The following is a 20,981-nucleotide window of genomic DNA, read 5'->3' on the forward strand; positions in this document are numbered from 1 at the left end:
GCAGTGTCCTGGGAAAGCGACACTGCCACTGCGCATTCAACATTCGATCCACCTCTACGATCAAGACCCCACGGACACGAGTCGACAACTGAGGAGATGGTTCCGGTGCCGTCAGAGCAGTCTGTAGTCGGATATTCGATTGACCGGGGCATTGCGACGATCACTCTGGACTCGCCGAAGAACCGCAACGCGCTGTCGGAGCGGCTGGTCTCCGAGTTGCTGGGCCACCTTGACGAGGCAGCGGCGGACGAGGCCGTCCGGGCCGTCGTGCTCACCCACACAGGACCCACGTTCTGCGCGGGGATGGACCTGCGCGAGGCTGCTGACCTGGGCATGAAGCAGGCGACCGGACAGATCGCGGAGGTTCTCCAGCGGATCGTGGAACTTCCGGTGCCGGTGGTCGCGCACCTGCGCGGCAACGCGCGGGCGGGGGGTCTGGGCATCGTCGGCGCGGCGGACCTGGCCTTCGCCCCGTCGGATACGACGTTCGCGTTCTCGGAAGTCCGGCTCGGGCTCGCGCCGGCGGTCATCTCGCTCACGACACTGCCGCGCCTGGACGCGCGGGCCGCTTCGCGTTACTACCTGACCGGGGACACGTTCGACGGCACGACAGCTCAGGAGATCGGGCTGCTGACCGGGGCCGGGGACTCCGACGCGCTGGTCGCCGCCGCTCTGGGATCCCTGCGGTTGTGCTCACGGCAGGGCCTCGTGGAGTCGAAGAGGATCCTCAACCAGGGCCTGGCGGCCGGTATGGCCGCCGCCCGGCCCGGCCTCGTCGGGCGGTCCGCGGCGTTGTTCGCTTCGGCGGAGGCCGCTGAGGGGATGGCGGCGTTCCGGGAAAAACGTCCGGCGCGCTGGATCACCGATGCGGACTGACCGTCCCGAACTGCGGATGGTCCGGCTGCCATCCCTCGGGGACGATCCGGCTGCACTGTTCGAACAGTTTGCGGGCCTCCGGGTCCTTGAGCCACTTCCTGACGTACGGACGCGCTTCCGGGTCGCAGTAGGAATGGAGGGTCCTGGCCGCCTGGTGGGTCTTGTTCGCCGGCATGTGCTTGTCCGTGATCGAGGAGCCTGCCAGCAGGAAGACGGACAGCACGGCGACCAGCCCGGCGGTCCGGGCGGACCGTACCCGCGCGGGGAGGGCCGCGGGTGTCGCCTGGGCGTTCCGGAGCAGGCCGCCGATCCGTCGCGCGACGACCCGCTGACTGCGGTAGACGCCGATTCCGGCCAGTGCCACCAGGCAGTAGACGAGTTGCAGTGAGGTCCTGGGCCAGAGTTGGACGGCGTCGTCCCGGAACATGTGGGACGCGAACCACAGTCGCATGAGCCAGGCGCTGGCCAGACAGGCGGCCGGTACGTAGACCAGAGCCTTCCGGGCACCCGTGGCCAGGGCCAGGAAGAGCCCGGCGACCAGCAGGAGGGTGAAGACTCCGACGCCGCCCAGTTCACCCGGGGGCGGCCATTCGCTGAACGAGGACGTCGTCCACCAGCGCAGCGCCACGAAGTATCCCGGGTCGGTCTCGGAGTCCTCGTAGAAGTACCGGTCCTGCGTTCCGGACGCCGTGCTCAGGAAGCGGAAGAGATAGGTCGCGGACGTCAGGACGAAGGCGAGCGTCAGCGGGCCGAGCAGCAGGGCGTACCGGCGGAACTGCCTGCCGACGACGAGGGATACGCCCAGGGCGGCGAAGATCCCCGGACCGGACCAGACGAACCAGCCGGAGTAGGTGAGGAACAGGACGCCGAAGAGGATCCCGAGCAGTGCGCCGCGGACCGCGAGGCCCCGTCCCCGGACACCCGGCTTCTCGTGCAGCAGCGTGAACAGGTAGATCATCAACGGGACGAAGGCGAACAGGCAGAGGGTTTCGAAGGGCTTGTACAGGTCGATCGCGGGGAGTGCCGCGATGCCGCCGACGCCCAGCGCCCACACGGGGGGCAGGACGAGCCGCCAGCAGATGTAGAGCACCGGGCCGACGACCGCCGCGAAGACGAAACTGACCGTCTTGATGCCGAGTTTCGCATCTCCGTCGTAGAACAGGTCCGACCAGAAGGACACCGCGTACGGGAAGAGCGGCGGATAGACCGCATCCATGCCCTTTCCGGCGGAAATCATATCGGCCCAACTGCGGATGACCGACAGGTCCCCGTTGTTCGAATTCATGCTGAACGGCGTGCCGTGCAGCGCGACGGCCAGTCCTCCGGCGGGCATTCCGGTGAGGATTCCGGCGCCCGCCGCGCAGCAGAGCCGCACCACGGTGGAGTAGATCCGCGCGGAGGCGTGTCCCGCCGCCACGACCATGGCGACGACCAGCACCGCGCCGAGCAGGGTGGCCGTGAAGAGCATCGCCGCCAGTGCGCTCACCTGGCCGGTGCGGGTCAGCGGATTGACGATGATCCAGTGACTCCGGAATACGAGCAGAGCCGCGCAGGCGAGGGCGACGGAGAATTCAGCTCCGGCCGAAAGGGTCTTCCGTAGAAGAGCGGATTTCATCACGGTCGACCCAGTGGGCATTCTCGCCTCTACTTCACAGTTTCCGACCCGCGGGGTGCGCGGAGTCCTCCCGGAAGTAAACGAATACAGGCCGTCCTGGTCACCCGCTGTCAGTCGGACGGGTGACCGGCGGGACCGTGCGGGCTACCGGTAGCGGCTGCCGCCCGCGTCGTGCAGCGCGATGAAGCCGAGCACGGTGAAGAGCAACGCCCACCCGAACATGTAGAGGCCGAGGCGGATGTACATGCCGCGCGCGCGGTGCTTTTCGCTCTCCATGGGTTGGGGCCTTCCGTTCGGGTCCGACGCTGTCCTGAGTCCCGGCCGGGTGCGCTGTGGAAGATCACCGCCCGGCCCTTGGGACCAACGCTAGACAGCAGCCCCGCGTTCGGCAATTCCTTTGCCTGTACGGCAAATCCGCAGGCGACCACCGTTGCGTCTTCAAGGTCCACCCTTCCGGTGGCACACTTCGACCGCCCGACCGCACCAGCGGTGCCACCCGCTCCGCATGCCGCGGGGGCACCCGCCGCACGACCACACAGGAGAACGATCCGCCCGCACTCCGTGAAAGGCGTGATTGCCCATGCACCTGGGAACCGTTGCCGCCGCCCATCCCGACCGCCCCGCCGTGATCATGTACGGGTCGGGCCGGGTCGTCACGTACGCCGAACTCGACGCCGCCTCCAACCAGCTCGCGCACGCGCTGTACGAGACCGGCCTGCGCCCCGGCGACCACATCGCCTTCATGCTGGAGAACCACCCGCTCTACCTCGCCGTCGCCTGGGCCGCCCAGCGGTCGGGGCTGATCTACACCCCGGTGAGCACCCGGCTCCAGCCCGGGGAACTGGCGTACGTCGTCGACAACTGCGGCGCGGAGGTCTTCATCTCCTCCAGCGCGCTCGCCGACAGCGCCACGGCGATAACCCCGCACACACCACTGGTGAAACGCCGCCTGATGCTGGACGGCGCCGCACCGGGGTTCGAGTCGTACGAAAAGGTCGTGGCCGACTATCCGGTGACACCCCTGGCCGAGGAGTTCGAGGGGATGGACATGCTCTACTCCTCGGGCACCACCGGGCGGCCGAAGGGCATCCTGCCGACGTGGGAGAGGCGGCCCGTGGGCGATCCGGCGGCGCTCACGCTGGCGCTGATCCTGAAGGCGCTGTACGGGATCGGCACCGACGCGCACGACGTCTACCTCTCCCCCGCGCCGCTCTACCACGCGGCTCCCCTGCGCTACGGGGTGACGGTGACCCGCACGGGCGGGACGGTCGTGGTCCTGGAGCACTTCGACGCGGAGCACGCGCTGCGCGCCATCGAGGAACACCGGGTGACGCACGGGCAGTTCGTGCCGACGATGTTCATCCGGATGCTGAAGCTGCCGCGCGAGAGCCGGGAGCGCTACGACCTGTCCTCGCTGCACTACGCCATACACGCCGCCGCGCCGTGCCCGCCGGAGGTAAAGGACCGGATGATCGAGTGGTGGGGGCCGGTGCTGCACGAGTACTACGCAGGCAGTGAGGGGAACTGCTATGTCGGCGCGAACTCTGAGGAGTGGCTCGCCCACCGCGGCACGGTGGGCCGGGCGATCCTCGGCACGCCGCACGTCTGCGGCCCGGACGGCGACGAACTCCCCGTCGGACAGGACGGGGTCGTCTACTTCGCGGACGGTCCGGTGTTCTCGTACCACGGCGACCCGGAGAAGACCGCCGCCGGACGCGACCCGCGCGGCCGGGGCTGGTCGACACTCGGCGACATCGGGCACCTCGACGCCGACGGGTTCCTCTACCTTACGGACCGGCTGTCCCACATGATCATAAGTGGCGGGGTGAACATCTACCCGCAGGAGGTCGAGAACCTCTTGGCGATGCACCCGAAGGTGGCCGACTCCGCGGTGTTCGGGATTCCGGACGACGAGATGGGCGAAGCGGTCAAAGCCGTCGTCCAGCCCGCCCCCGGGGCCACCGCGGGGACCGCCCTGGAGCTGGAGGTCATCGAATACTGCCGCGAGCACCTGGCCCACTACAAATGTCCGCGTACGGTCGACTTCCGCGACGAGTTGCCCAGGCACCCGACCGGAAAGCTCTACAAGCGGCTGCTGATCGAGGAGTACCGGGCGAAATCAGCCACCGGGACCAGCTGAACCCCGGCTGGCCCAACAGCGGTTCAAGGCCGGGTCAACTCCGACAAAGAGTCGCCCACGGTCTGCGGATCGCGGAACTCCAGTGCCCCCCGCGCACGTCAATTCCCTTCGGAGATCCGCGGCGTCGGCCGATAACGTATCGGCCGCCGTCGCGGATCCGCGACAACCGACGAAGAGCGGAGAACACCGTGTCCGAAACACTTTCCAAGGGCCAGCAGCTCGTCCTCGACGCAGCCGGCGAGCGGAAGCTGACATCCCTCCGGATGGGCGTGGGCTGGGAATCCGTCAGGCACCCGGGGCTACGACCAGCACTACAAGCGCTGACCGGCGTCGACCTGGACGCCTCCTGCCTGATGTTCGACGCCGACCACCACCTCGTGGACACCGTCTGGGCGCGCGAACTGGTCAGCCACTGCGGATCAGTCGTCCACACGGGCGACGACATCCACGGCCATGTCGGAGCCGAGCACGACGACGAGTCGATCATCGTGAACCTGGCCATGGTGCCGCACCGGATCACCGCGCTGGTGTTCACCGTCAGCAACTTCAGCGGCCCGGACTTCTCGAAGATCGCCAGTGCCTACTGCCGCCTGCTCGACCACGCCAACGACAAGGAGCTGACCCGCTTCGACCTGTCGGCCACCGGCGCGCACAACGCGCAGATCATGGTGAAGATCCAGCGGCACAGTACGGACGAATGGGCGGTGACCGCGGTCGGCGAGACCGCCGACGGCCGGACGTACCACGAGCTGCGCGCGGCGGTGTTGCAGCACCTGTGAGAGTGGCCGGCGGCGGTCAGCTGCCCGTTCAGGGTGCCGGTCTCAGTCGCTCTCGTTACCCGAGTCGTTGGGGTCGGGGACGAAGTCCTTACGGGCGTCCTCCGCGTACGTCATCGCGGGCGTGTACTGGGACGGGAACGCCTTCCACGCGGCGACCGCAGCCGCCTTGTTCCCGGCACCGGCGATGGCCTCCACCAACTGGCGCAACAGCGGCATCGTCGACCCGTACTGCCGGCCGACCTCGGCGAAGTGCGTGATCACCGCGAGCTCCTGCGCGGAACCGCTGAGCGCGGACAGGACGGACTTGCCGTCCATCCACGTCACCAGGGCCTTCGCCGTGGCGATCCCCCCGTCGGCCTCCTTCGCGAATTCCTCCACCAGCGCGATGTACTTGCGCGGGCGCCCCTTGCGCACCGTCGGGTCGTACGCCTGCCAGCCGCGGCTGACCTTCATGCCGGTGGTCAGGATCTTGTTGAGCGAGTCGATGACCGACTGCCGGTAGCCGGTGTTGGTCCCGTTGTCCGGGTCGATCCAGACGTACTTGCCCCAGAGCTCCCCGTACCCGATCACCTGCCCGGCGCTGCCGGCCGTGCCGGCCTCGACGGCCGCCAGGTCCTGTTGGAACGACATAGTCGTGTCCCCTCCTGATAGGTCTTCAGCTTGTCGCCGGAGGTCACTTGTCGCCCTTCGCCTTACCCTTGCCTTCCTTGCCGCTCACTTCGTCGTCCGACCTCGACATGTCCATCTCGTCCGAGGTGGGGTCGTAGTCGGTGGAGGTGTCCTCCTTGTAGGTCAGCGCGGGGGTGAACTCCTTGGGGAACGCCAGCCAGTTGGCCGTCGCCGCCGCCTTGGACGGCGCGCGGGTGACGGCCTGCATGATGGCGTACATCTTCCGCAGTTCCGCGTGGTAGTTCCGGCCCACCTCGGCGAAGTGCGTGATGACCGCGAGCTCCTGCGCCGAGTCCCCCAGGTCGGCCAGGGTGCTCTTGCCGTCCATCCAGTTCACCATCGCCCGCGCGGTCGCGACGCCGCCGTCCGCCGCCGAGCCGATGTCCGCGACCAGCGCTACGTAGCGCTTCGGGCGGCCGCGCTTGACGGCCGGGTCGTACGCCTGCCAGCCGCGGCTGACGCGCATCCTGGCGAGCCCCAGCTCCCGGTTCAGCGACTGGATGAGCGCGTCCCGGTCTCCGGTGGTCGTGCCGCTGTCCTTGTCGAGCCACACGTACGCGGCCCAGAGCCGCCCGTACCCGATCATCTGGTCGGCACTGCCGGCCGTCGCGGCCTCCACCGCCTGGAGTTCTTCCTTGAACGGCATATCCCCTCCCCCTGCGCCGACCGTCCCCGCCATGCCCGAGTGACATCCGGGACAGCCGGTCGTACGGCGCAGCATTGCGCTGGGATCACCAGACGTCAACGGATGTAACCGGTTTGTATAGGACAAAAGCATGATTGATCATTCATTTTCCGGTGTTGTCTCCCGGATCTCCGGATCTCCGGGTCTCCTGGGTCTCCGGTGGCGTAACGACCCGCGCACCTGGGGTGAATTCCGTGGCGCGTCCCACCCCCGCGATAGATCATGGGCGGACGTCCCCCCAGCCAAGGAGCCGATCGCAATCGACGCCCGCCAGGACCTCCGCCGGAATCTGCACGACCGCTTCGACCCGCTGCCGTATCCGGAGCGGATGGCGGGGTTGTCCGCACTCGCCCTGGCGTCGGACGACGCCGGGTACCGGGGGCTGCACGCCGCGCTGGACGCGGGTGACGCGTACGAACGGCGTCTCGGGTTGCAACTGGCCGTTGTGCGCCGGGACTTGGACACCATCGGCGCGGCGCTGTCGGACCCGGTACTGCGGCGGGGTGCGCTGTCGGCGAGCCGGCGCCTTCCCGTACCCGATTCGACTGTGGAGCCGCTTCTGGAGGACGCGCCGCGCAATCTGCGGCAGGAGGTGTACAGGATCATCCGGGGCTCGAAGCGGCGGGTGCTGGCGGACCGGCTGCTTCCGGTGGTGGAGGAACGCTACGGGGAGGCGGCGGCGCTGCTGCCGGCCTGTTCGGCGGAGGCCGTACGGGAGTGGCTGCCGCGGGTGGACGCGTCCGTCGGGCTGTTGTTCCGGCTGGTGAAGATCGCGCCGGACGCGGTGGCGAAGAAGTTCGCGGCCGGCTTCGAGGAGCGGACCGGGCCGCTGCCGTGGGGTTGGTTCCGGGGCCGGGCCGGGCTTTTCACCGAGATCGCCGTACGGGACGCGAGTGCCGCACTCGATCTGCTCGACCGCATGGACTCCGGCTGGTTCGACCAGGTGGAGGACCGGGCCTGGTCGGCGTTGGTGCGTGAACCGCAGCGGCTGCTGGCGGTGCTGGCGGGCAAGGAGTTCGAACCCGCCGGCCTTGTCCTCTCCACCTCCGCGTGCCGGTTCCTGGCCGGTCTCGGGACACCCGGATCAGCGGATGTGATCGGCGTTTTCATCGATTCGTTCGGTGCGCGGCCGAAGGGTGCGGAGTTCCTGCGGAAGGCCCCGGAACCGGCCCGCGGCCTGGTTGCCGACGGGATCCTGGCGCGCGCCGCCCGGTCAGGGGACGCCGTTCCGGCGTCGAAGGCCGTGCTGCTGCCGTCCGCTGAGCTGGAACGGGTGGCGCGTGAAGAAATCGCCCGGCCGTCGCAGGGCGAGGACCGCCGGAACAGGTTCCGCGCGCTGCTGCCGGTCTCCGAAGTCCGCGAAGTGCTCGAAACGGGGACGCGCGCCCACCTGCCGGACGAGCGCGGCAGCGCCTGGGCGGCGCTCCTGAAGTGTGCTGTGCGTACGGGTGACCCCGCCGTCTTCGCCGGGGTCGTCGCCGGGGCGGGGCGCGCCTGGACCGACCAGGATTCCGTACGTGGCCGTCTTCTGGAAGTGATCGCGCGAGCTCCGGCGCGGCTCCTCACGGCGGTGCCCGTACAGGTCGTCCACGCGGCGGCCGCCGGCACGGCGCAGGCTCAGGACCGTACGACCTGGAACTCACTGGACCATCTGGGGAGCTGGCTGCACCGCGCAATCACCGCCGCGAGCCGGGCCGGTGACGACACACGGGTCGGCGAGCTCCTGCCGGCGCTTCTGCTCTTCCTGGAAGATGAGCGTTCGGGCGAACTTCCTTCCCTGGTGGGTGATTTGCCGCCGGGCGCCGAGCAGGCGCTGTGGGCGGGAATGCGGGACCGAATCCTTGACCTGAACCGGCGCGGGCGGCCGTTCGCGGTGTTGCGCGTGGCCCGGCTGTTGAAGGACCGACTTCCGCTCCTGCCCGAACTGGACGCCGTGGTCGCCGAGTTGGCCAGGGCCGCGGGTGACGTCCGGGATGACGCCGTACGGATCTGGCTGGCGGCACCCGCGACCCGTTCCGCGCGGGTGGGTGAGCTGGTCGCGGCGGATCCCTTGTACGTGTCCGTCGATGTTGTCTGGCGGGTCGTCAGCACCCGGCGGACGGATCTGCTCGAAGCCGTTCTCGACGGTGTGCCGCCGGCGGTCCCTTACAAGGTCACCGCACGGTGGGCCCCCGGGCAGCAAGTCCGTCACCAGCAGCGGCTTTCCGCAGTCGCGTCGGACAAGGAGGCGCCGTTGTCCGAGCGGGTGGCCGCCGTCGGGAGTCTGCGTGACACTGCGACGCTGACCGCGCTGCTCGACGACGGGCACCAGCCGGTGGTCGCGGCCGCACTCGGGTCAGTGGCCCGTACCGCTTCGGCTGAAGAGGCTCTCCCCGCGCTGCTGCGCTTCGCGACCGAAGGCAGTGGCCTGGTCGCGCGGTCGGCCGTCCGGGGCATCCGGCAGGTCCTCGGTGAGGTGCCGGACAGTGCGGTCACCGGTTTCCTCGCGCCGGTCGTCCTCGGGGCCGAAGTCCCGGTCGGGGCGCGGAAGGAAGCCGTGCGGACGCTCGCCGCGCTGCGCCCGCCGGGTGCGCTGGACGTGCTGCGGAAGTTGTGGGGCGTTCCGGAACCGCACCGGGACGTACGGGTCGCCGCCGCGGCCGCGCTGCTCGGTTTCCTGGACGAGCCCGGTGTGCCGGAGATGGCGGCGGGCGCGCTGGACAGGGATCCCGCCGTACGCGATGTCGTGCTGGCGGTCGACGCCGGGACCACGCCGGAGCGGTTGCGTCCGTACGCGGCACGGCTGGTCGCCGGGGCTCTGGAACACGCGGACCCCGCCGTGCGGATGAAGGCCGCCGTGTCCTTCCAGGGCTGGTGGCCGTTCGCACCGGACCAGCTGCGGCTGCTGCCGGGGATGCTCGCCGAGTGCGACGACACGACGGATGCGCGGGAATTCGAGAACGCGCTGTTCAGCACCCTGATCCAGGGCGCGACCGTGGACTCCGCGCCGCTGCGGCGCGCTGTGACCCTCCTCATGGAACGGTCCCGGGACGACGACCCCGCGGTGCCGTACTCCGCGCGGGTCCAGCTGACCCGGCTGGCCCGGCAGCTACGGCAGCCTGACCACCGGTCCGGGACATCCACTGACCTCGCCCCGCTGTGGCAGTTCGTCGCGGACGGCTGCGCGTCCGTGGGGCAGCACGGGGCCGCGGCGGCGCTGCACTACGCGGTGCTGCGCCGGTCGGTCACCGAGGGCCCGGTCGATCCGGCACTGTGGGCCAGGTTCATCAGCATGGTCGAAGCGCGGCCGGTCCTGTGGGCCGTGACGCACAGGCACGACGAACGCGGGCTGCTCGACCGCCACGCCGATCCGGAGAACGCGCTGCCCGTCCTGGAGTTCCTGGGCCGCCGGCCGGAGAAGGTCGCGGGGCTCCTCGCGGTGCGGCTGCTCGGGACCGCCGGGGAACTCGCCGGATGGGCCGCGCCGTGGCGGGAGCGGCTGGCCGGGTGGCGGACGCATCCGAACGCGGATGTGCGGGAGGCTGCGTGGTCGGTGGTGCCGTCGGCGTCGTGATCCGGGGACCGGGACGCGCAGGAGGTCGAACAGCAGGCGCGGCCCCGGCGGGAAATCAGAACAGACCCTAGCCCAGCTCGAACTGTTCCGCCTGCATGCGGTACAGCTCCGCGTACTCCCCCTGATTCTTCATCAGCTCCCGGTGGGTGCCGCGCTCGACGACCCTTCCACCGTTCATCAGGTAGATCCGGTCCGCGCGCCGGACCGACGCCATGCGGTGGGTGATGAGCAGGACGCTCTGGCCGCCGCCGGCCAGGGCGCGGATGCGCTCGAAGGCCTCGATCTCGCTGCGCGGGTCGAGGGCCGCCGTGGGCTCGTCGCAGATGAGGAGCGGCGCGGAGCGGTACCACGCGCGGGCCAGGGCCAGACGCTGCCACTGGCCGCCGGAGAGATCCACCCCGCCTTCGTAGCCGCGGGCGAGCAACGTCTCGAAGCCGCACGGGAGTTCGTTGATGAAGCCGGTCGCGTCGGCCTGGTCGGAGGCGTCCAGGACGGCTGCGGTGTCCCGCCCGCGCTGTGGCCGGCCCAGGGCGATGTTGGTGGCCGCGGTGAAGGGCCAGTGCGGGAACTCCTGTGAGATCAGTGTGATGCCGGAGAAAACCGTACGACGGTCCTGGGTCCGGAGGTCGACACCGTCCCAGGCGACCTCACCCGTGTCGGCGACGTAGAGCCCGGACAGGAGTTTGGCCAGGGTGGTCTTGCCTGAGCCGTTGGTCCCGACGAGGGCGACGATCTCCCCGCGCCGGAGTTCGACGTCGACGCCGTCGAGTGCGGGCCGGCGGGCGCCCGGGTAGGTGAACGTGACGTTCTTCGCGGTGATGGTGGTGTGCTGGTCGCCGTCCCGGCGTGCGCCGGGCGGCATGGCCGCTGCTTCGGCGCGGTTGCAGGCCGCGTCGAGGTCGGCGACGAAGAGGGAGTCCTCGTACAGCGTGTTGACGCTGAAGACGAGGGTGCCGAGGTTGCCGACACCCTCGCGGATGGCCATGACAGCGGTTCCGGCGGCGGCCAGTTCCATGCGTCCGGTGGAGAGCAGCCAGCCCAGGACCGCGTAGGTGCCGACGGCCAGGACTCCCTCCAGGGCGCTTGCGAACAGGGTCGTGCCGGCCTGGGCGCGGGCGAGCCTGGCGGATTCGGCTTCGGCCGCGCCGGACATGCGGGTGTACTGACCGAGAAGGTAGGCACCGTTGTCGTGCACCCGCAGTTCCTCGGCTTTGTCCTTGTCGATGAGCAGGTCGGCGAGCAGCCACTGGCGGCGCATGTGCTCAAGCCACACCTGGTGTGACCCGTAGCGCCGGTTGGCCGACCGCGCCGCGCTCCACGCGCGCGGAACGACGATCAGTAGGAGCAGTGGGAGCAGAAGTGGGTGGAGCACACCGAGCACGCCGGCCGCGGTGATGATCCCGAGGACCGCGTCGAGCATCCCGGCGCTCTGGGAGAGGACCCGCCGCACGGCGGATGTCCCGGATTCGGCGGCCTTGAGCAGTTTCTGGAACTCAGCGTCCTCGATGGTGATGAGTTCGGCCTGGACGACCCGGCTCAGCAGGCGCAGCTCGGCGATGCGCTGGACTTTGGGTTCGAGGCGCCCGGTGGCGGCGTAGGCCCCGGCGAGGGCGAGGTTCGCGACGCAGCGGGTCGCGCCGACCACGACCAGCGCCGGGAGCGCTTCGCCGACCCTGTCGGCGATCGGCCCCGGCGCCAGGAGCCGCAGGAGCACCTGATTGACCGCGAGGAGGCCGACCGCGCCGAGGACCGCGGACACCAGCTGGCAACCGAGCATCGTGATGGACGCCGTACGGTCGGCCTGCCAGGCGAAGACCACAGCCAGCCTGACGGAGCGCGGGGTGCTGCGCGCTTTGGCCCGGAACCCGGCCTTGAACGCCTCGTCTTCGTGGATGTCCCAGCTGCCGGCCGACTTGAGGGGGCCGCCGAAGAGTTCGTCCTCGACGGAGTCCGGAGCGGAGGCGGGGTGTGGCGCGGGTTCCGGCCCGGGGTCCGGGGTGGGCTTCGCGGAGTGACCGGTCATCGGGCGGCTCCCGTTGCTCGTGCCTAGGTGCGGGCTCACTCAAGTGGAGCGGAGGGCACTGACATCCGATAGCCGGTTTCCCGGCGTACACCCCTTCATCTTGATGCGGTTCGCACGTACATTCGCCCCGACGCTGCCGGTGCGGGGCGGGCCCGCCCCGCACCGGACCCACAAGAGAACAGGAACAACAGCCATGCCGATCGACCCGGAGTTGAAGCAGTTCCTGGACATGGTCCCGAACCTCGACTGGAGCCTCGACCCGGTCACGTTCCGGGCGAACATGGCCGCCGGGGTCGCGTTCCTGCCGGTGATGACCGAACTGCCCTCGGTCGCGGACCGGACGGTTCCCGGGCCTGTCGGGGAACTTCCCGTACGGGTCTACCGCCCTTCGCTGGACACTGGGCTTCCGGTCACCGTCTTCTGCCACGGCGGCGGGTTTGTGATCGGCGACCTGGACAGTCACGACGCGCTGTGCCGGACCGTCGCGCGGGAGACCGGGTCCGTCGTTCTCGCGGTCGACTACCGGCTGGCCCCCGAGCACCCGTTCCCGGCTGCGCTGGAGGACGGCTACGCCGCGTACGCCTGGGCCGTGGAGCACGCCGCGGAACTGGGCGGGGACCCGGCGCGGATCGCGCTCGCCGGGGACAGTGCGGGCGGGTCGATCGCAGCCGGGGTCTGCCTGATGGCCCGGGACCGGGGGCTGCCGCAGCCCGTGCTTCAGATGCTGTGGTATCCCGCGACAGGGCTGGATGACACTCCGTCACGGATCAGGTTCGCCGAAGCCCCGATGCTCGGCGCGGACGCGATGCAGTTCTTCGGGCGCCACCACTTCGACAGGTTCACCCGCGAGGAGGCGATCCCGTACGGTGCCGTTTCGCTTGCTGATGACGTGTCAGGACTCGCGCCCGCGTACGTAGTCGTGGCCGGGAACGACCCGTTGCTCGACGAAGGTAAGGCGTACGCCCGGAAGTTGCGCGACGCCGGGGTTCCCGCGGAGCTGGACGTACGGGAGGACATGGTGCACGGGTTCCTGAACTTCACGGACCTGGTGCCTTCGTGCCGGGCGGCACTGGACGGGTCCCTTTCCGCGCTGCGGAAGGCGTTCAGCGAGCAGTGATACCGCGTCAGAACCATGGAGCCCCGGGTCCGGGAGGGCGCCGGACCCGGGGCTCCTGTCCGGGTTCTAGGGCCTGTTCTGGACGCTGGGCTGCTGCTGCGTGATGCAGTGGATGCCGCCGCCGTGGGCGAAGATCGTGCGGGCGTCGACGAGGACGACCTCACGGTCGGGGAAGAGCTTCGCGAAGATGTCCGCGTTGACCTGGTCCGCCGGGTCGTCGAAGGCGCACAGGACGACGCCGCCGTTGCACAGGTAGTGGTTGACGTAGGAGTAGTCGACCAGTTCGCCGTCCGCTTCGGTGACCGAGGGTGCGGGGAGTTCAACGATCTCCAGAGCGCGGCCCCGGGCGTCGGTGGTGCCGGCCAGGATGGCGACGGTCTCCTGGGAGACCGCGTAGTCCGGGTGCCCGGGGTCCTGCTGGCTGTGGACGACGACCACGCCGGGGCGGACGAAGGCGGCGACGATGTCGACGTGGCCCCGGGTGCCGAACTCGTTGTAGTCGGCGGTCAGTCCGCGCGGCAGCCAGATCGCCTTGGTGGTGCCGAGGAGGCCGTGCAGCTCCGCCTCGACCTGCCCGCGGGTCCAGCCCGGGTTGCGCCCCGGGTCGAGCTGGACCGTCCCGGTCAGCAGGACCGTACCCTCGCCGTCGACGTGGATGCCGCCGCCCTCGTTGACCAGCGTGGAGATGTAGCGGCGGGCACCGGCCCGCTCGCCGACGAAGGAACCGACCTGCGAGTCGAGGTCCCACTTCGCCCACTCCTGGGCGCCCCATCCGTTGAACACCCAGCCTGCGACGGCGAGTTCACCGTCAGCCGAGGTGAGGAACGTCGGGCCCATGTCGCGCATCCACGCGTCGTCGAGCGGCTGCTCGACCACCTCCACCGCAGGGCCGAGGGCCTGGCGGGCGCGGTCACCGTCACCGGGGACGGTCAGCACGGTGACTGGCTCGAAACGGCTTACCGTACGGGCGACTTCCTCCCAGGCTGCCCGGGACTCGGCGAGGTCGTCGGCGTCGGGGAAGCTGGTGCTCGGCGACGGGAGCGCCATCCAGGTGCGGGTGTGCGGCTCCCACTCGGGGGGCATCCGGAAGCCGTCTGCTGCGGGGGTGCTGCTCATGGTGCGGGTCCTTAGTGGAAGGTGGTCGTCAGCGGGGCATTGTCACGAGGGGCGTCGGAGGAGCGCCGCCGGACGGTCGTCGTCAGGCGGTCGTCGTCAGACGGTCTTCGTCAGACGGTCTTCGTCAGAGGAAGTACAGGCGGCTGAGCGGGACTTCGTCAGCCGGCTCGGAGCGCAGCGGGTCGCCGTCGATGCTGACCAGTCCGCTGCGGCCGTCGACCTGGACGTCGCCGATGCGGGAGTTGAGGATCAGGTCGGCCGGGCCGATGCCGCGGGTGCCGCGTACGGCGACCCGGCGGCGGCGGGTGGGCATCGAGTCGAACGCCCGGCCCGGCGATCCCGCTTCGACCGCCGCGGCGCTGACGAAGGCGACGGACAGGTCGGCGGCGGTGGCTCCGTGGGCACCGAACTGCGGCCCGAGGACGAGCGGTTCGCAGGTGTCGGTGGCGGCGTTGGGGTCGCCGGTGACACCGTACGCCGGGAATCCCGACTTCAGGACGAGCTGCGGCTTCGCGCCGAAGAACTTCGGCTGCCACAGCACGATGTCGGCCATCTTGCCGACCGAGATGGAGCCGATCTCGTGGGCCAGCCCGTGGGCGATGGCGGGGTTGATCGTGAGTTTGGCCATGTAGCGGAGCACACGGGCGTTGTCGTCGTCCGGCCCGTCGCCTTCCATGGGACCCAGCTCGGCCTTCATCTTCCCGGCCATCTGGAAGGTGCGGCGGACGGTCTCGCCCGCGCGGCCCATGCCCTGCGCGTCGGAGGACGTGATGCCGATCGCACCCAGGTCGTGGAGCAGGTCCTCGGCGCCCATCGTCCCGGCGCGGATGCGGTCGCGGGCCATGGCCGCGTCGCCCGGCAGGTCGGTCTTGAGGTCGTGGACCGAGACGATCATGCCGTAGTGCTCGGCGACCGCGTCGCGGCCGAACGGCAGCGTGGGGTTGGTCGACGAGCCGATGACGTTCCGTACGCCGGCCATCTTCAGCACGTTGGGCACGTGGCCGCCGCCGCAGCCCTCGATGTGGAAGGCGTGGATGGTGCGGCCGTCAAGCACGGAGAGCGTGTCCTCGACTGAGAGGCATTCGTTCAACCCGTCGCTGTGCAGGGCGACTTGGACGTCGTAGTCCTCGGCGACGCGCAGCGCGGTGTCCAGGGCCCGGGTGTGGGCACCCATGTCCTCGTGGACCTTGAAGCCGCTCGCACCGCCCTCGGCGAGGGCTTCGATCAGCGGTGCCGCGTCGGAGGACGAACCCCGGGCGAGGAAGCCGATGTTGACCGGCCAGGCGTCGAACGCGTTGAACGCGTGCCGCAGGGCCCACGGGGAGTTGACGCCGACGCCCCACACCGGGCCGAACTCCTGGCCGATGATCGTGGTCACACCGGAGGCGAGCGAGGCCTCCATGATGCGTGGCGAGAGCAGGTGGACGTGTGCGTCGACCGACCCGGCGGTCGCGATCATGCCTTCGCCGGACACGATCGACGTGCCGGTGCCGACCACGACGTCCACGCCGTCGAGGGTGTCGGGGTTCCCGGCCCGGCCGATGGAGCAGATCCGGCCTTCGCGGATGCCGATCGACACCTTGCGGATGCCGACCAGCGCGTCGATGACCAGCACGTTGCTGATGACGACATCGCAGGTATGGCGCACCGAGGCGGCCTTCAGGTGCAGTCCGTCCCGGGCGGTCTTGCCGAAGCCGGCGAGGAATTCGTCGCCGCGCGACTGCGAGTCGGACTCGACCCGGACGACAAGCCCGGAGTCGCCGAGCCGGACGCGGTCCCCGGCGCGGGGGCCGTGGACCGCTGCGTACTCGTGCGGGTCGATGCCGGTCATTCGCCACTCTCCATCTGATCAGTCTCCAGCGGACCGGCGGTCGGACCGGCCGTGCCCAGGTAGCCGCAGGCGGCGGCACGGCGCAGCGCTTCTTCCTTCGCGCCCGGCGCGTCGAGCGGGCCGTCCACCAGACCCGCGAAGCCGATCGCGATCCGGTCCCCGCCGATCGGCACGAGGCCGACCTCGCCGCTTTCGTCCGGGCCGAAGCGCACGGACGAACCTGCCGGGACACACAGGCGCATGCCGTAGGCGGCGGCGCGGTCGAAGTCGAGGCGGGGGTTGGCCTCGAAGAAGTGGAAGTGCGAGGTGACGCTGACCGGTACGGACGCGGTGTTGTGCACCGTGAGTGTGACGGCCGGTACGGGTTCGGCGTCGGCCGGTCCCGGCAGGACCGCGCCCGGGGCGTCGTCGCCCAGGGAGCCGCCGCGGAACGGGTCGGAGACCACCGCGAGGCGGGTCCCGTCGTCGAAGACCGCTTCCACGTGCACCTCGGTGACCACATCGGCCACCCCTGGAAGCACGTCGTCGGGGCCGAGGACGCTGCGGGCCGCGTCGATGGCTTCGGCCAGTCGCCGACCGTCCCGGGCCGCTTCGCAGACGGTGTCCGCGATGAGCGCGGTCGCCTCGGGGACGTTCAGACGCAGGCCGCGGGCCCGTCTCGCGCGCGCCAGTTCGGCGGCGGTGAACAGCAGCAGACGGTCGCGTTCCGTGGGTGTCAGTCGCACGTAGAGCCTCCCGGGATAGGTCAGCCCTGGATAGTCGGCAGGGCGGGGTGAGCTGCCGAAGAATCACCAAATCATGGCTCTGAGCTGCGTGGATATGGGTTTCCAGCACACATCCGGCAGGGAATCAGCGGCACCTGTCGGGTGGAGGCTACACGGTCGGACCCGCGACTGTGAGTAGCGGCCCGGCGGCAGGGGACTGAACGTCCGCCGGGTCCGGTGTCCCGATTGTCCCCGTTGCCAAAACAAGACGATTGAGGGCATTGACGCTGGCGTGCCCATGGGAGACATTGAACGGCGTTCTAAATATTCGGGACGTTCGGGCAGCGCGCGGGGAGACCACCCATGAAGATCGAACAACGCGGTGTCGACACCGTCCCCGACGAAGAACGCACCAGCAGCCCCCGGGACCTGGTGAGCATCCTGCTCGGCTCCAACCTCGCCCTCGGCGTGGTGGTCTTCGGCTGGCTCCCGGTCTCGTTCGGCCTCGGCTGGTGGGCGGCGGTCAGCTCGCTGGTGGTCGGCACGCTGATCGGCACGGTGCTGGTCGCGCCGCTCGCCCTGGTGTCACTGCGCACCGCGACGAACCTCTCCACCAGCAGCGGCGCGCACTTCGGCGTGCGCGGCCGGCTGCTCGGCTCGGTCCTGGGCCTGCTGCTCTCGCTCGGTTACACGGCATTGACCCTGTGGGTCGGCGGCGACGCGGTCGTCGGCTGTCTGAGCAGGCTGTTCGGCCTGCCTGCGGACGGCTGGAGCTACGGGCTCGTCTACGCGGCCCTGGCCGGCTGCACCGCTGTCGGCGCCGTGTACGGCTACCGGCTGCTGCTCAGGTTGAGCAAGGCGCTGGCCGTCATCATGATCGTGATCCTGCTGATCGGCGTCATCGCGTACGCCGGCGACTTCACCACGGCCACGCCGGAGGGCAGTGAGTACCTGCTCGGCGGGTTCTGGCCGACGTGGGTGCTGGCCGTGGTCTCCGCCGGACTGAGCGGCCCCATCGCCTTCATCACCCTGCTCGGCGACTACACGCGCTACATCTCGCCGCGCCGCCACAATCCGCGCGCGGTGTTCCGGGCGACGTGCCTGGGTCTGGTCTTCGGCCTGCTCATCCCTCAGCTCTTCGGCACCTTCACCGCCATCGCGGTCGGCGCGGGCGAGGACTACGCGGGACCGCTGGTGGCCGGTGCGCCCTTCTGGTTCCTGGGCCTGCTGCTGGTCGGCGCCTCCGCCGGGTCGATCGGCAACGCCGGGCTGATGCTCTACAGCATGGGCCTCGACCTCGATGCGATCCTGCCGCGCGCGACCCGTACACAAGCCACGTACACCGTGGCCGCGGTGGCCACCGCGTTGGTCTTCTCCGGCCACTTCGCGTGGGCCGCACAGGAGGCGATGACCTCGTTCGTCCTGCTGCTCACCGCCGTCGGCACTCCGTGGGCGGTGATCACTGTCATCGGCTACTTCCGCTGCCGTGGCCAGTACGACACTGAGGCGCTCCAGGTCTACAACCGCGGGACCCGCGGCGGCGTCTACTGGTTCCACTCGGGCTGGAACGTCGACGCCACCGCCGCCTGGGCGGCCGGTTCGGTCGTCGGCCTCATGGGGACGAACACCTCGCTGTACCACGGCGTCCTGATCGACTGGACCGGCGGAATCGACTTCAGCTTCCTGCTGTCGGGCGTCGTCTCCGCGACTGTGTACAGCGTGCTCATCCGGAGGCGGCAGCCGTCCGCCACACCCGCGGCGACCGCGGACACCGTGGCAACGGTCCCCTCAGCCTGAGAAGGCCACACCTTCAGGATGCTCAACCGCGCTGCGGCAGCACCAGGATCTCGCCCGTACCCGGGCGTTCGATGACCTCGACCGGGTGGTCGTAGAGCGCCGACAGCGTCTCGGCGGTGCAGACGTCGCGGGGCCTGCCGCAGGCGACGAGCTTGCCGTCGGCGAGCAGCACGATGCGGTCGGCGTACGCGGCGGCGAGGTTCAGGTCGTGCAGCACGACCACCACTGCGTCGCCCTGCGCGGCGCGGGCGCGGGCCATCCGCAGGACGTCCTCGGTGTGCTTGAGGTCGAGCGCGGCGGTCGGTTCGTCGAGGAAGACGAGGGGCGCCTGCTGGGCGAGTACCCGGGCGAGGGTGACGCGGGCCTGCTCGCCACCGGACAGTGACGGGTAGGTGCGGTCGCGCAGGTGGGTGGTGTCGGTCTCCGTCAGGCAGCGGGCGACGATCTCGTCCTCCGTCTCCTCACACGGCATGCCGAGGTACGGCGAACGCCCCATCCGTACGACCTCATCGACGGTGAACGGGAAGGCCAGAGTCACCGCCTGCGGCATCACCGAGCGGTGCTTGGCCAGCTCACTCGCGCTGAACGCGGTGATCGGGTGGCCGCCGACGAGGACTTCACCGCCGGTGGGCCTGAGGTCACCGGTGAGCAGGCCGAGCATGGTGGACTTGCCCGCGCCGTTCGGCCCCAGGACGGCGAGCAGCTCGCCCTGGCCGACGCTCAGCGACACGTCGTCGAGGAGGGTCTTGCCGTTTTCGAGGGTGTACGTGACACCCCGCGCTTCGATGGCCGGGGCCGTCGGGTCGACGCGCATCGCGCAGTTGCGCGAGCGCAGCTTCGTACGGACGGCGTCCACCAGGGCGAGACTCACGACCAACCTCCTTGACGAAGACGAAGACGAAGACGAAAACGAACACAAGTACGGGTACGGGTACGACGACGGGACTGGGCAGTCACGACCAACCGCCTTGCCGGGAGCGTGTACGACGCAGCAACCACAGGAAGAACGGTGTCCCGAGCAGCGCCGTCAGCACGCCCAGCGGAACCTCCGTCGGCGAGGCCGCAGTGCGCGCGGCCAGGTCGGCGGTGACGGTGACGACGGCGCCGAGCAGCGCGGATGCCGGAAGCAGCAGAGCGTGCCGCGGCCCGGCGATCAGCCGGATCAGGTGCGGGACGACCAGGCCGATGAAGCCGACGACACCGGCGGCGGCGACGGCCGCGCCGACCAGGACGGCGGTCAGGGTGATCACCACGAGGCGGATGCGCTCGGTGTCGACGCCGAGATGGCGGGCGCCCTTGTCGCCGAGGGCCAGGAGGTCCAGGGTCCGGGCGAAGCGCGGCAGGATCAGCAGGCCGACCAGCGCGAACGGGGCGAGCGCGCCGATGATCTTCCAGTTGGCCCCGCCGAGGCTGCCCAGGTTCCAGAAGGTGATGTTGCGCAGCTCGGCGTCGTCGGCGACGAAGGTGAACAGTCCGATGACCGCGCCGGCCAGCGCGTTGACGGCTACGCCGGTGAGGATCAGGGTGACGACTTCGGTGCGCCCGTTGGACCGGGCCATCAGGTAGACGGCCATCGTGGTCACCAGGCCGCCGATGAAGGCGAAGGCCGTGACGGTCCAGGAACCGAACGTGGAGAAGCCCAGGACGATCGCGGAGACCGCGCCGAGTGCCGCGCCGGAGGAGACGCCGATGATGCCGGGTTCGGCGAGGGGGTTGCCGAACACACCCTGCATGGCGGCGCCGGCACAGCCGAGGCACGCGCCGACGAGAATGCCCAGGACCACCCGGGGGAAGCGGATGGCCCACAGCACCGAGTCGTGTGACTCGGACACGTGTCCGACGTTCAGCCCGGCTTTGTGGAACAGCGAGGCGATGACCTCACCGGCGGGGATCTTCATCGCGCCGATGCCCGCGGCGGCGACACACACGATCAGGAGCGCGGCCACGAGGACGGGCAGCAGCCAGCGTCCCCGGTGGACGCGGGAGGGGGCGGCCGGTCCGGTCCCGGTCGCGGAGCCGTCGGGCACGGAGCCTTCAGACACGGTGCCGACTGTCGCCGTGGTCACGGGCGGGTCC

The 20,981-nt window shown here is 70.0% G+C and carries 16 protein-coding genes; 6 read left to right on the forward strand and 10 right to left on the reverse strand.

The features are described 5' to 3' along the window. Positions 1–96 precede the first annotated feature (96 nt). A complete protein-coding gene (locus AC0Z36_RS16955) occupies positions 97–876 on the forward strand; it encodes an enoyl-CoA hydratase family protein (protein WP_485463734.1) in 780 nt (259 codons plus the stop codon). On the opposite strand, the gene AC0Z36_RS16960 is transcribed toward AC0Z36_RS16955, so the two are convergent. Together AC0Z36_RS16960 and AC0Z36_RS16965 are read right to left on the reverse strand one after the other, a co-directional pair. Then, a complete protein-coding gene (locus tag AC0Z36_RS16960; RefSeq protein WP_485463735.1) occupies positions 860–2,491 on the reverse strand; it encodes a hypothetical protein in 1,632 nt (543 codons plus the stop codon). The genes AC0Z36_RS16955 and AC0Z36_RS16960 overlap by 17 nt on opposite strands. A gap of 144 nt (positions 2,492–2,635) precedes the next feature. Then, entirely contained in the window at positions 2,636–2,767 is a 132-nt protein-coding gene (locus tag AC0Z36_RS16965; RefSeq protein WP_485463736.1) for a hypothetical protein, read from the reverse strand. A gap of 304 nt (positions 2,768–3,071) precedes the next feature. Here AC0Z36_RS16965 and AC0Z36_RS16970 point away from each other — a divergent pair, with 304 nt between their 5' ends. Together AC0Z36_RS16970 and AC0Z36_RS16975 are read left to right on the forward strand one after the other, a co-directional pair. Next, positions 3,072–4,631, forward strand: a complete 1,560-nt coding sequence (locus AC0Z36_RS16970) for an AMP-binding protein (RefSeq protein WP_485463737.1) — start codon at positions 3,072–3,074, stop codon at positions 4,629–4,631. 188 nt (positions 4,632–4,819) lie between these two features. Further along, on the forward strand, positions 4,820–5,410 hold the full coding sequence (locus AC0Z36_RS16975; RefSeq protein WP_485463738.1) for a TerD family protein: 591 nt from the start codon (positions 4,820–4,822) through the stop codon (positions 5,408–5,410). A gap of 42 nt (positions 5,411–5,452) precedes the next feature. Here the strand turns inward: AC0Z36_RS16975 and AC0Z36_RS16980 are convergent, their stop codons facing one another. Together AC0Z36_RS16980 and AC0Z36_RS16985 are read right to left on the reverse strand one after the other, a co-directional pair. Continuing rightward, on the reverse strand, positions 5,453–6,040 hold the full coding sequence (locus AC0Z36_RS16980) for a hypothetical protein (protein WP_485463739.1): 588 nt from the start codon (positions 6,038–6,040) through the stop codon (positions 5,453–5,455). A 43-nt stretch (positions 6,041–6,083) separates the two neighbouring features. Continuing rightward, on the reverse strand, positions 6,084–6,725 hold the full coding sequence (locus tag AC0Z36_RS16985; protein WP_485463740.1) for a hypothetical protein: 642 nt from the start codon (positions 6,723–6,725) through the stop codon (positions 6,084–6,086). Between the two features lie 130 nt (positions 6,726–6,855). Between AC0Z36_RS16985 and AC0Z36_RS16990 the strand changes: the two genes are divergently transcribed. Continuing rightward, complete coding sequence (locus tag AC0Z36_RS16990) at positions 6,856–10,317, forward strand: hypothetical protein (protein ID WP_485463741.1); 3,462 nt, start codon at positions 6,856–6,858, stop codon at positions 10,315–10,317. Between the two features lie 67 nt (positions 10,318–10,384). On the opposite strand, the gene AC0Z36_RS16995 is transcribed toward AC0Z36_RS16990, so the two are convergent. Next, positions 10,385–12,340 (reverse strand): ABC transporter ATP-binding protein, encoded by a 1,956-nt coding sequence (locus AC0Z36_RS16995; protein WP_485463742.1) that lies wholly within the window; start codon positions 12,338–12,340, stop codon positions 10,385–10,387. 193 nt (positions 12,341–12,533) lie between these two features. Here AC0Z36_RS16995 and AC0Z36_RS17000 point away from each other — a divergent pair, with 193 nt between their 5' ends. After that, positions 12,534–13,457, forward strand: a complete 924-nt coding sequence (locus AC0Z36_RS17000; RefSeq protein ID WP_485463743.1) for an alpha/beta hydrolase — start codon at positions 12,534–12,536, stop codon at positions 13,455–13,457. A 66-nt stretch (positions 13,458–13,523) separates the two neighbouring features. On the opposite strand, the gene AC0Z36_RS17005 is transcribed toward AC0Z36_RS17000, so the two are convergent. The 3 genes from AC0Z36_RS17005 to ureA form a co-directional block, all read right to left on the reverse strand. Continuing rightward, complete coding sequence (locus AC0Z36_RS17005) at positions 13,524–14,573, reverse strand: agmatine deiminase family protein (protein WP_485463744.1); 1,050 nt, start codon at positions 14,571–14,573, stop codon at positions 13,524–13,526. Positions 14,574–14,697: 124 nt separating this feature from the next. Continuing rightward, positions 14,698–16,404, reverse strand: coding sequence for an urease subunit alpha (locus tag AC0Z36_RS17010; protein ID WP_485463745.1), 1,707 nt, complete (start codon positions 16,402–16,404; stop codon positions 14,698–14,700). Then, complete coding sequence (gene ureA, locus AC0Z36_RS17015; protein WP_485463746.1) at positions 16,401–17,129, reverse strand: urease subunit gamma; 729 nt, start codon at positions 17,127–17,129, stop codon at positions 16,401–16,403. The genes AC0Z36_RS17010 and ureA overlap by 4 nt, the downstream gene beginning before the upstream one ends. Positions 17,130–17,471: 342 nt before the next feature. Between ureA and AC0Z36_RS17020 the strand changes: the two genes are divergently transcribed. Then, positions 17,472–18,905 carry a cytosine permease gene (locus tag AC0Z36_RS17020; protein ID WP_485463747.1) on the forward strand — a complete coding sequence of 478 codons (1,434 nt, stop codon included), beginning with the start codon at positions 17,472–17,474 and terminating at the stop codon, positions 18,903–18,905. A gap of 22 nt (positions 18,906–18,927) precedes the next feature. On the opposite strand, the gene AC0Z36_RS17025 is transcribed toward AC0Z36_RS17020, so the two are convergent. Further along, complete coding sequence (locus AC0Z36_RS17025; RefSeq protein WP_485463784.1) at positions 18,928–19,719, reverse strand: heme ABC transporter ATP-binding protein; 792 nt, start codon at positions 19,717–19,719, stop codon at positions 18,928–18,930. A 139-nt stretch (positions 19,720–19,858) separates the two neighbouring features. Further along, entirely contained in the window at positions 19,859–20,947 is a 1,089-nt protein-coding gene (locus AC0Z36_RS17030) for a FecCD family ABC transporter permease (RefSeq protein WP_485463748.1), read from the reverse strand. Positions 20,948–20,981: the final 34 nt, after the last annotated feature.

The organism is Kitasatospora sp. UYEF31, from assembly GCF_057291755.1.

What these genes read in the sequence shown, in the direction of transcription:
- AC0Z36_RS16955 (WP_485463734.1), top strand. Translation starts at nt 97, where the DNA reads ATGGTTCCGGTGCCGTCAGAGCAGTCTGTAGTCGGATATTCGATTGAC.
- AC0Z36_RS16960 (WP_485463735.1), bottom strand. Translation starts at nt 2,491, where the DNA reads ATGAAATCCGCTCTTCTACGGAAGACCCTTTCGGCCGGAGCTGAATTC.
- AC0Z36_RS16965 (WP_485463736.1), bottom strand. Translation starts at nt 2,767, where the DNA reads ATGGAGAGCGAAAAGCACCGCGCGCGCGGCATGTACATCCGCCTCGGC.
- AC0Z36_RS16970 (WP_485463737.1), top strand. Translation starts at nt 3,072, where the DNA reads ATGCACCTGGGAACCGTTGCCGCCGCCCATCCCGACCGCCCCGCCGTG.
- AC0Z36_RS16980 (WP_485463739.1), bottom strand. Translation starts at nt 6,040, where the DNA reads ATGTCGTTCCAACAGGACCTGGCGGCCGTCGAGGCCGGCACGGCCGGC.
- AC0Z36_RS16985 (WP_485463740.1), bottom strand. Translation starts at nt 6,725, where the DNA reads ATGCCGTTCAAGGAAGAACTCCAGGCGGTGGAGGCCGCGACGGCCGGC.
- AC0Z36_RS16990 (WP_485463741.1), top strand. Translation starts at nt 6,856, where the DNA reads ATGATTGATCATTCATTTTCCGGTGTTGTCTCCCGGATCTCCGGATCT.
- AC0Z36_RS16995 (WP_485463742.1), bottom strand. Translation starts at nt 12,340, where the DNA reads ATGACCGGTCACTCCGCGAAGCCCACCCCGGACCCCGGGCCGGAACCC.
- AC0Z36_RS17000 (WP_485463743.1), top strand. Translation starts at nt 12,534, where the DNA reads ATGCCGATCGACCCGGAGTTGAAGCAGTTCCTGGACATGGTCCCGAAC.
- AC0Z36_RS17005 (WP_485463744.1), bottom strand. Translation starts at nt 14,573, where the DNA reads ATGAGCAGCACCCCCGCAGCAGACGGCTTCCGGATGCCCCCCGAGTGG.
- AC0Z36_RS17010 (WP_485463745.1), bottom strand. Translation starts at nt 16,404, where the DNA reads ATGACCGGCATCGACCCGCACGAGTACGCAGCGGTCCACGGCCCCCGC.
- AC0Z36_RS17020 (WP_485463747.1), top strand. Translation starts at nt 17,472, where the DNA reads ATGAAGATCGAACAACGCGGTGTCGACACCGTCCCCGACGAAGAACGC.
- AC0Z36_RS17025 (WP_485463784.1), bottom strand. Translation starts at nt 19,719, where the DNA reads ATGCGCGTCGACCCGACGGCCCCGGCCATCGAAGCGCGGGGTGTCACG.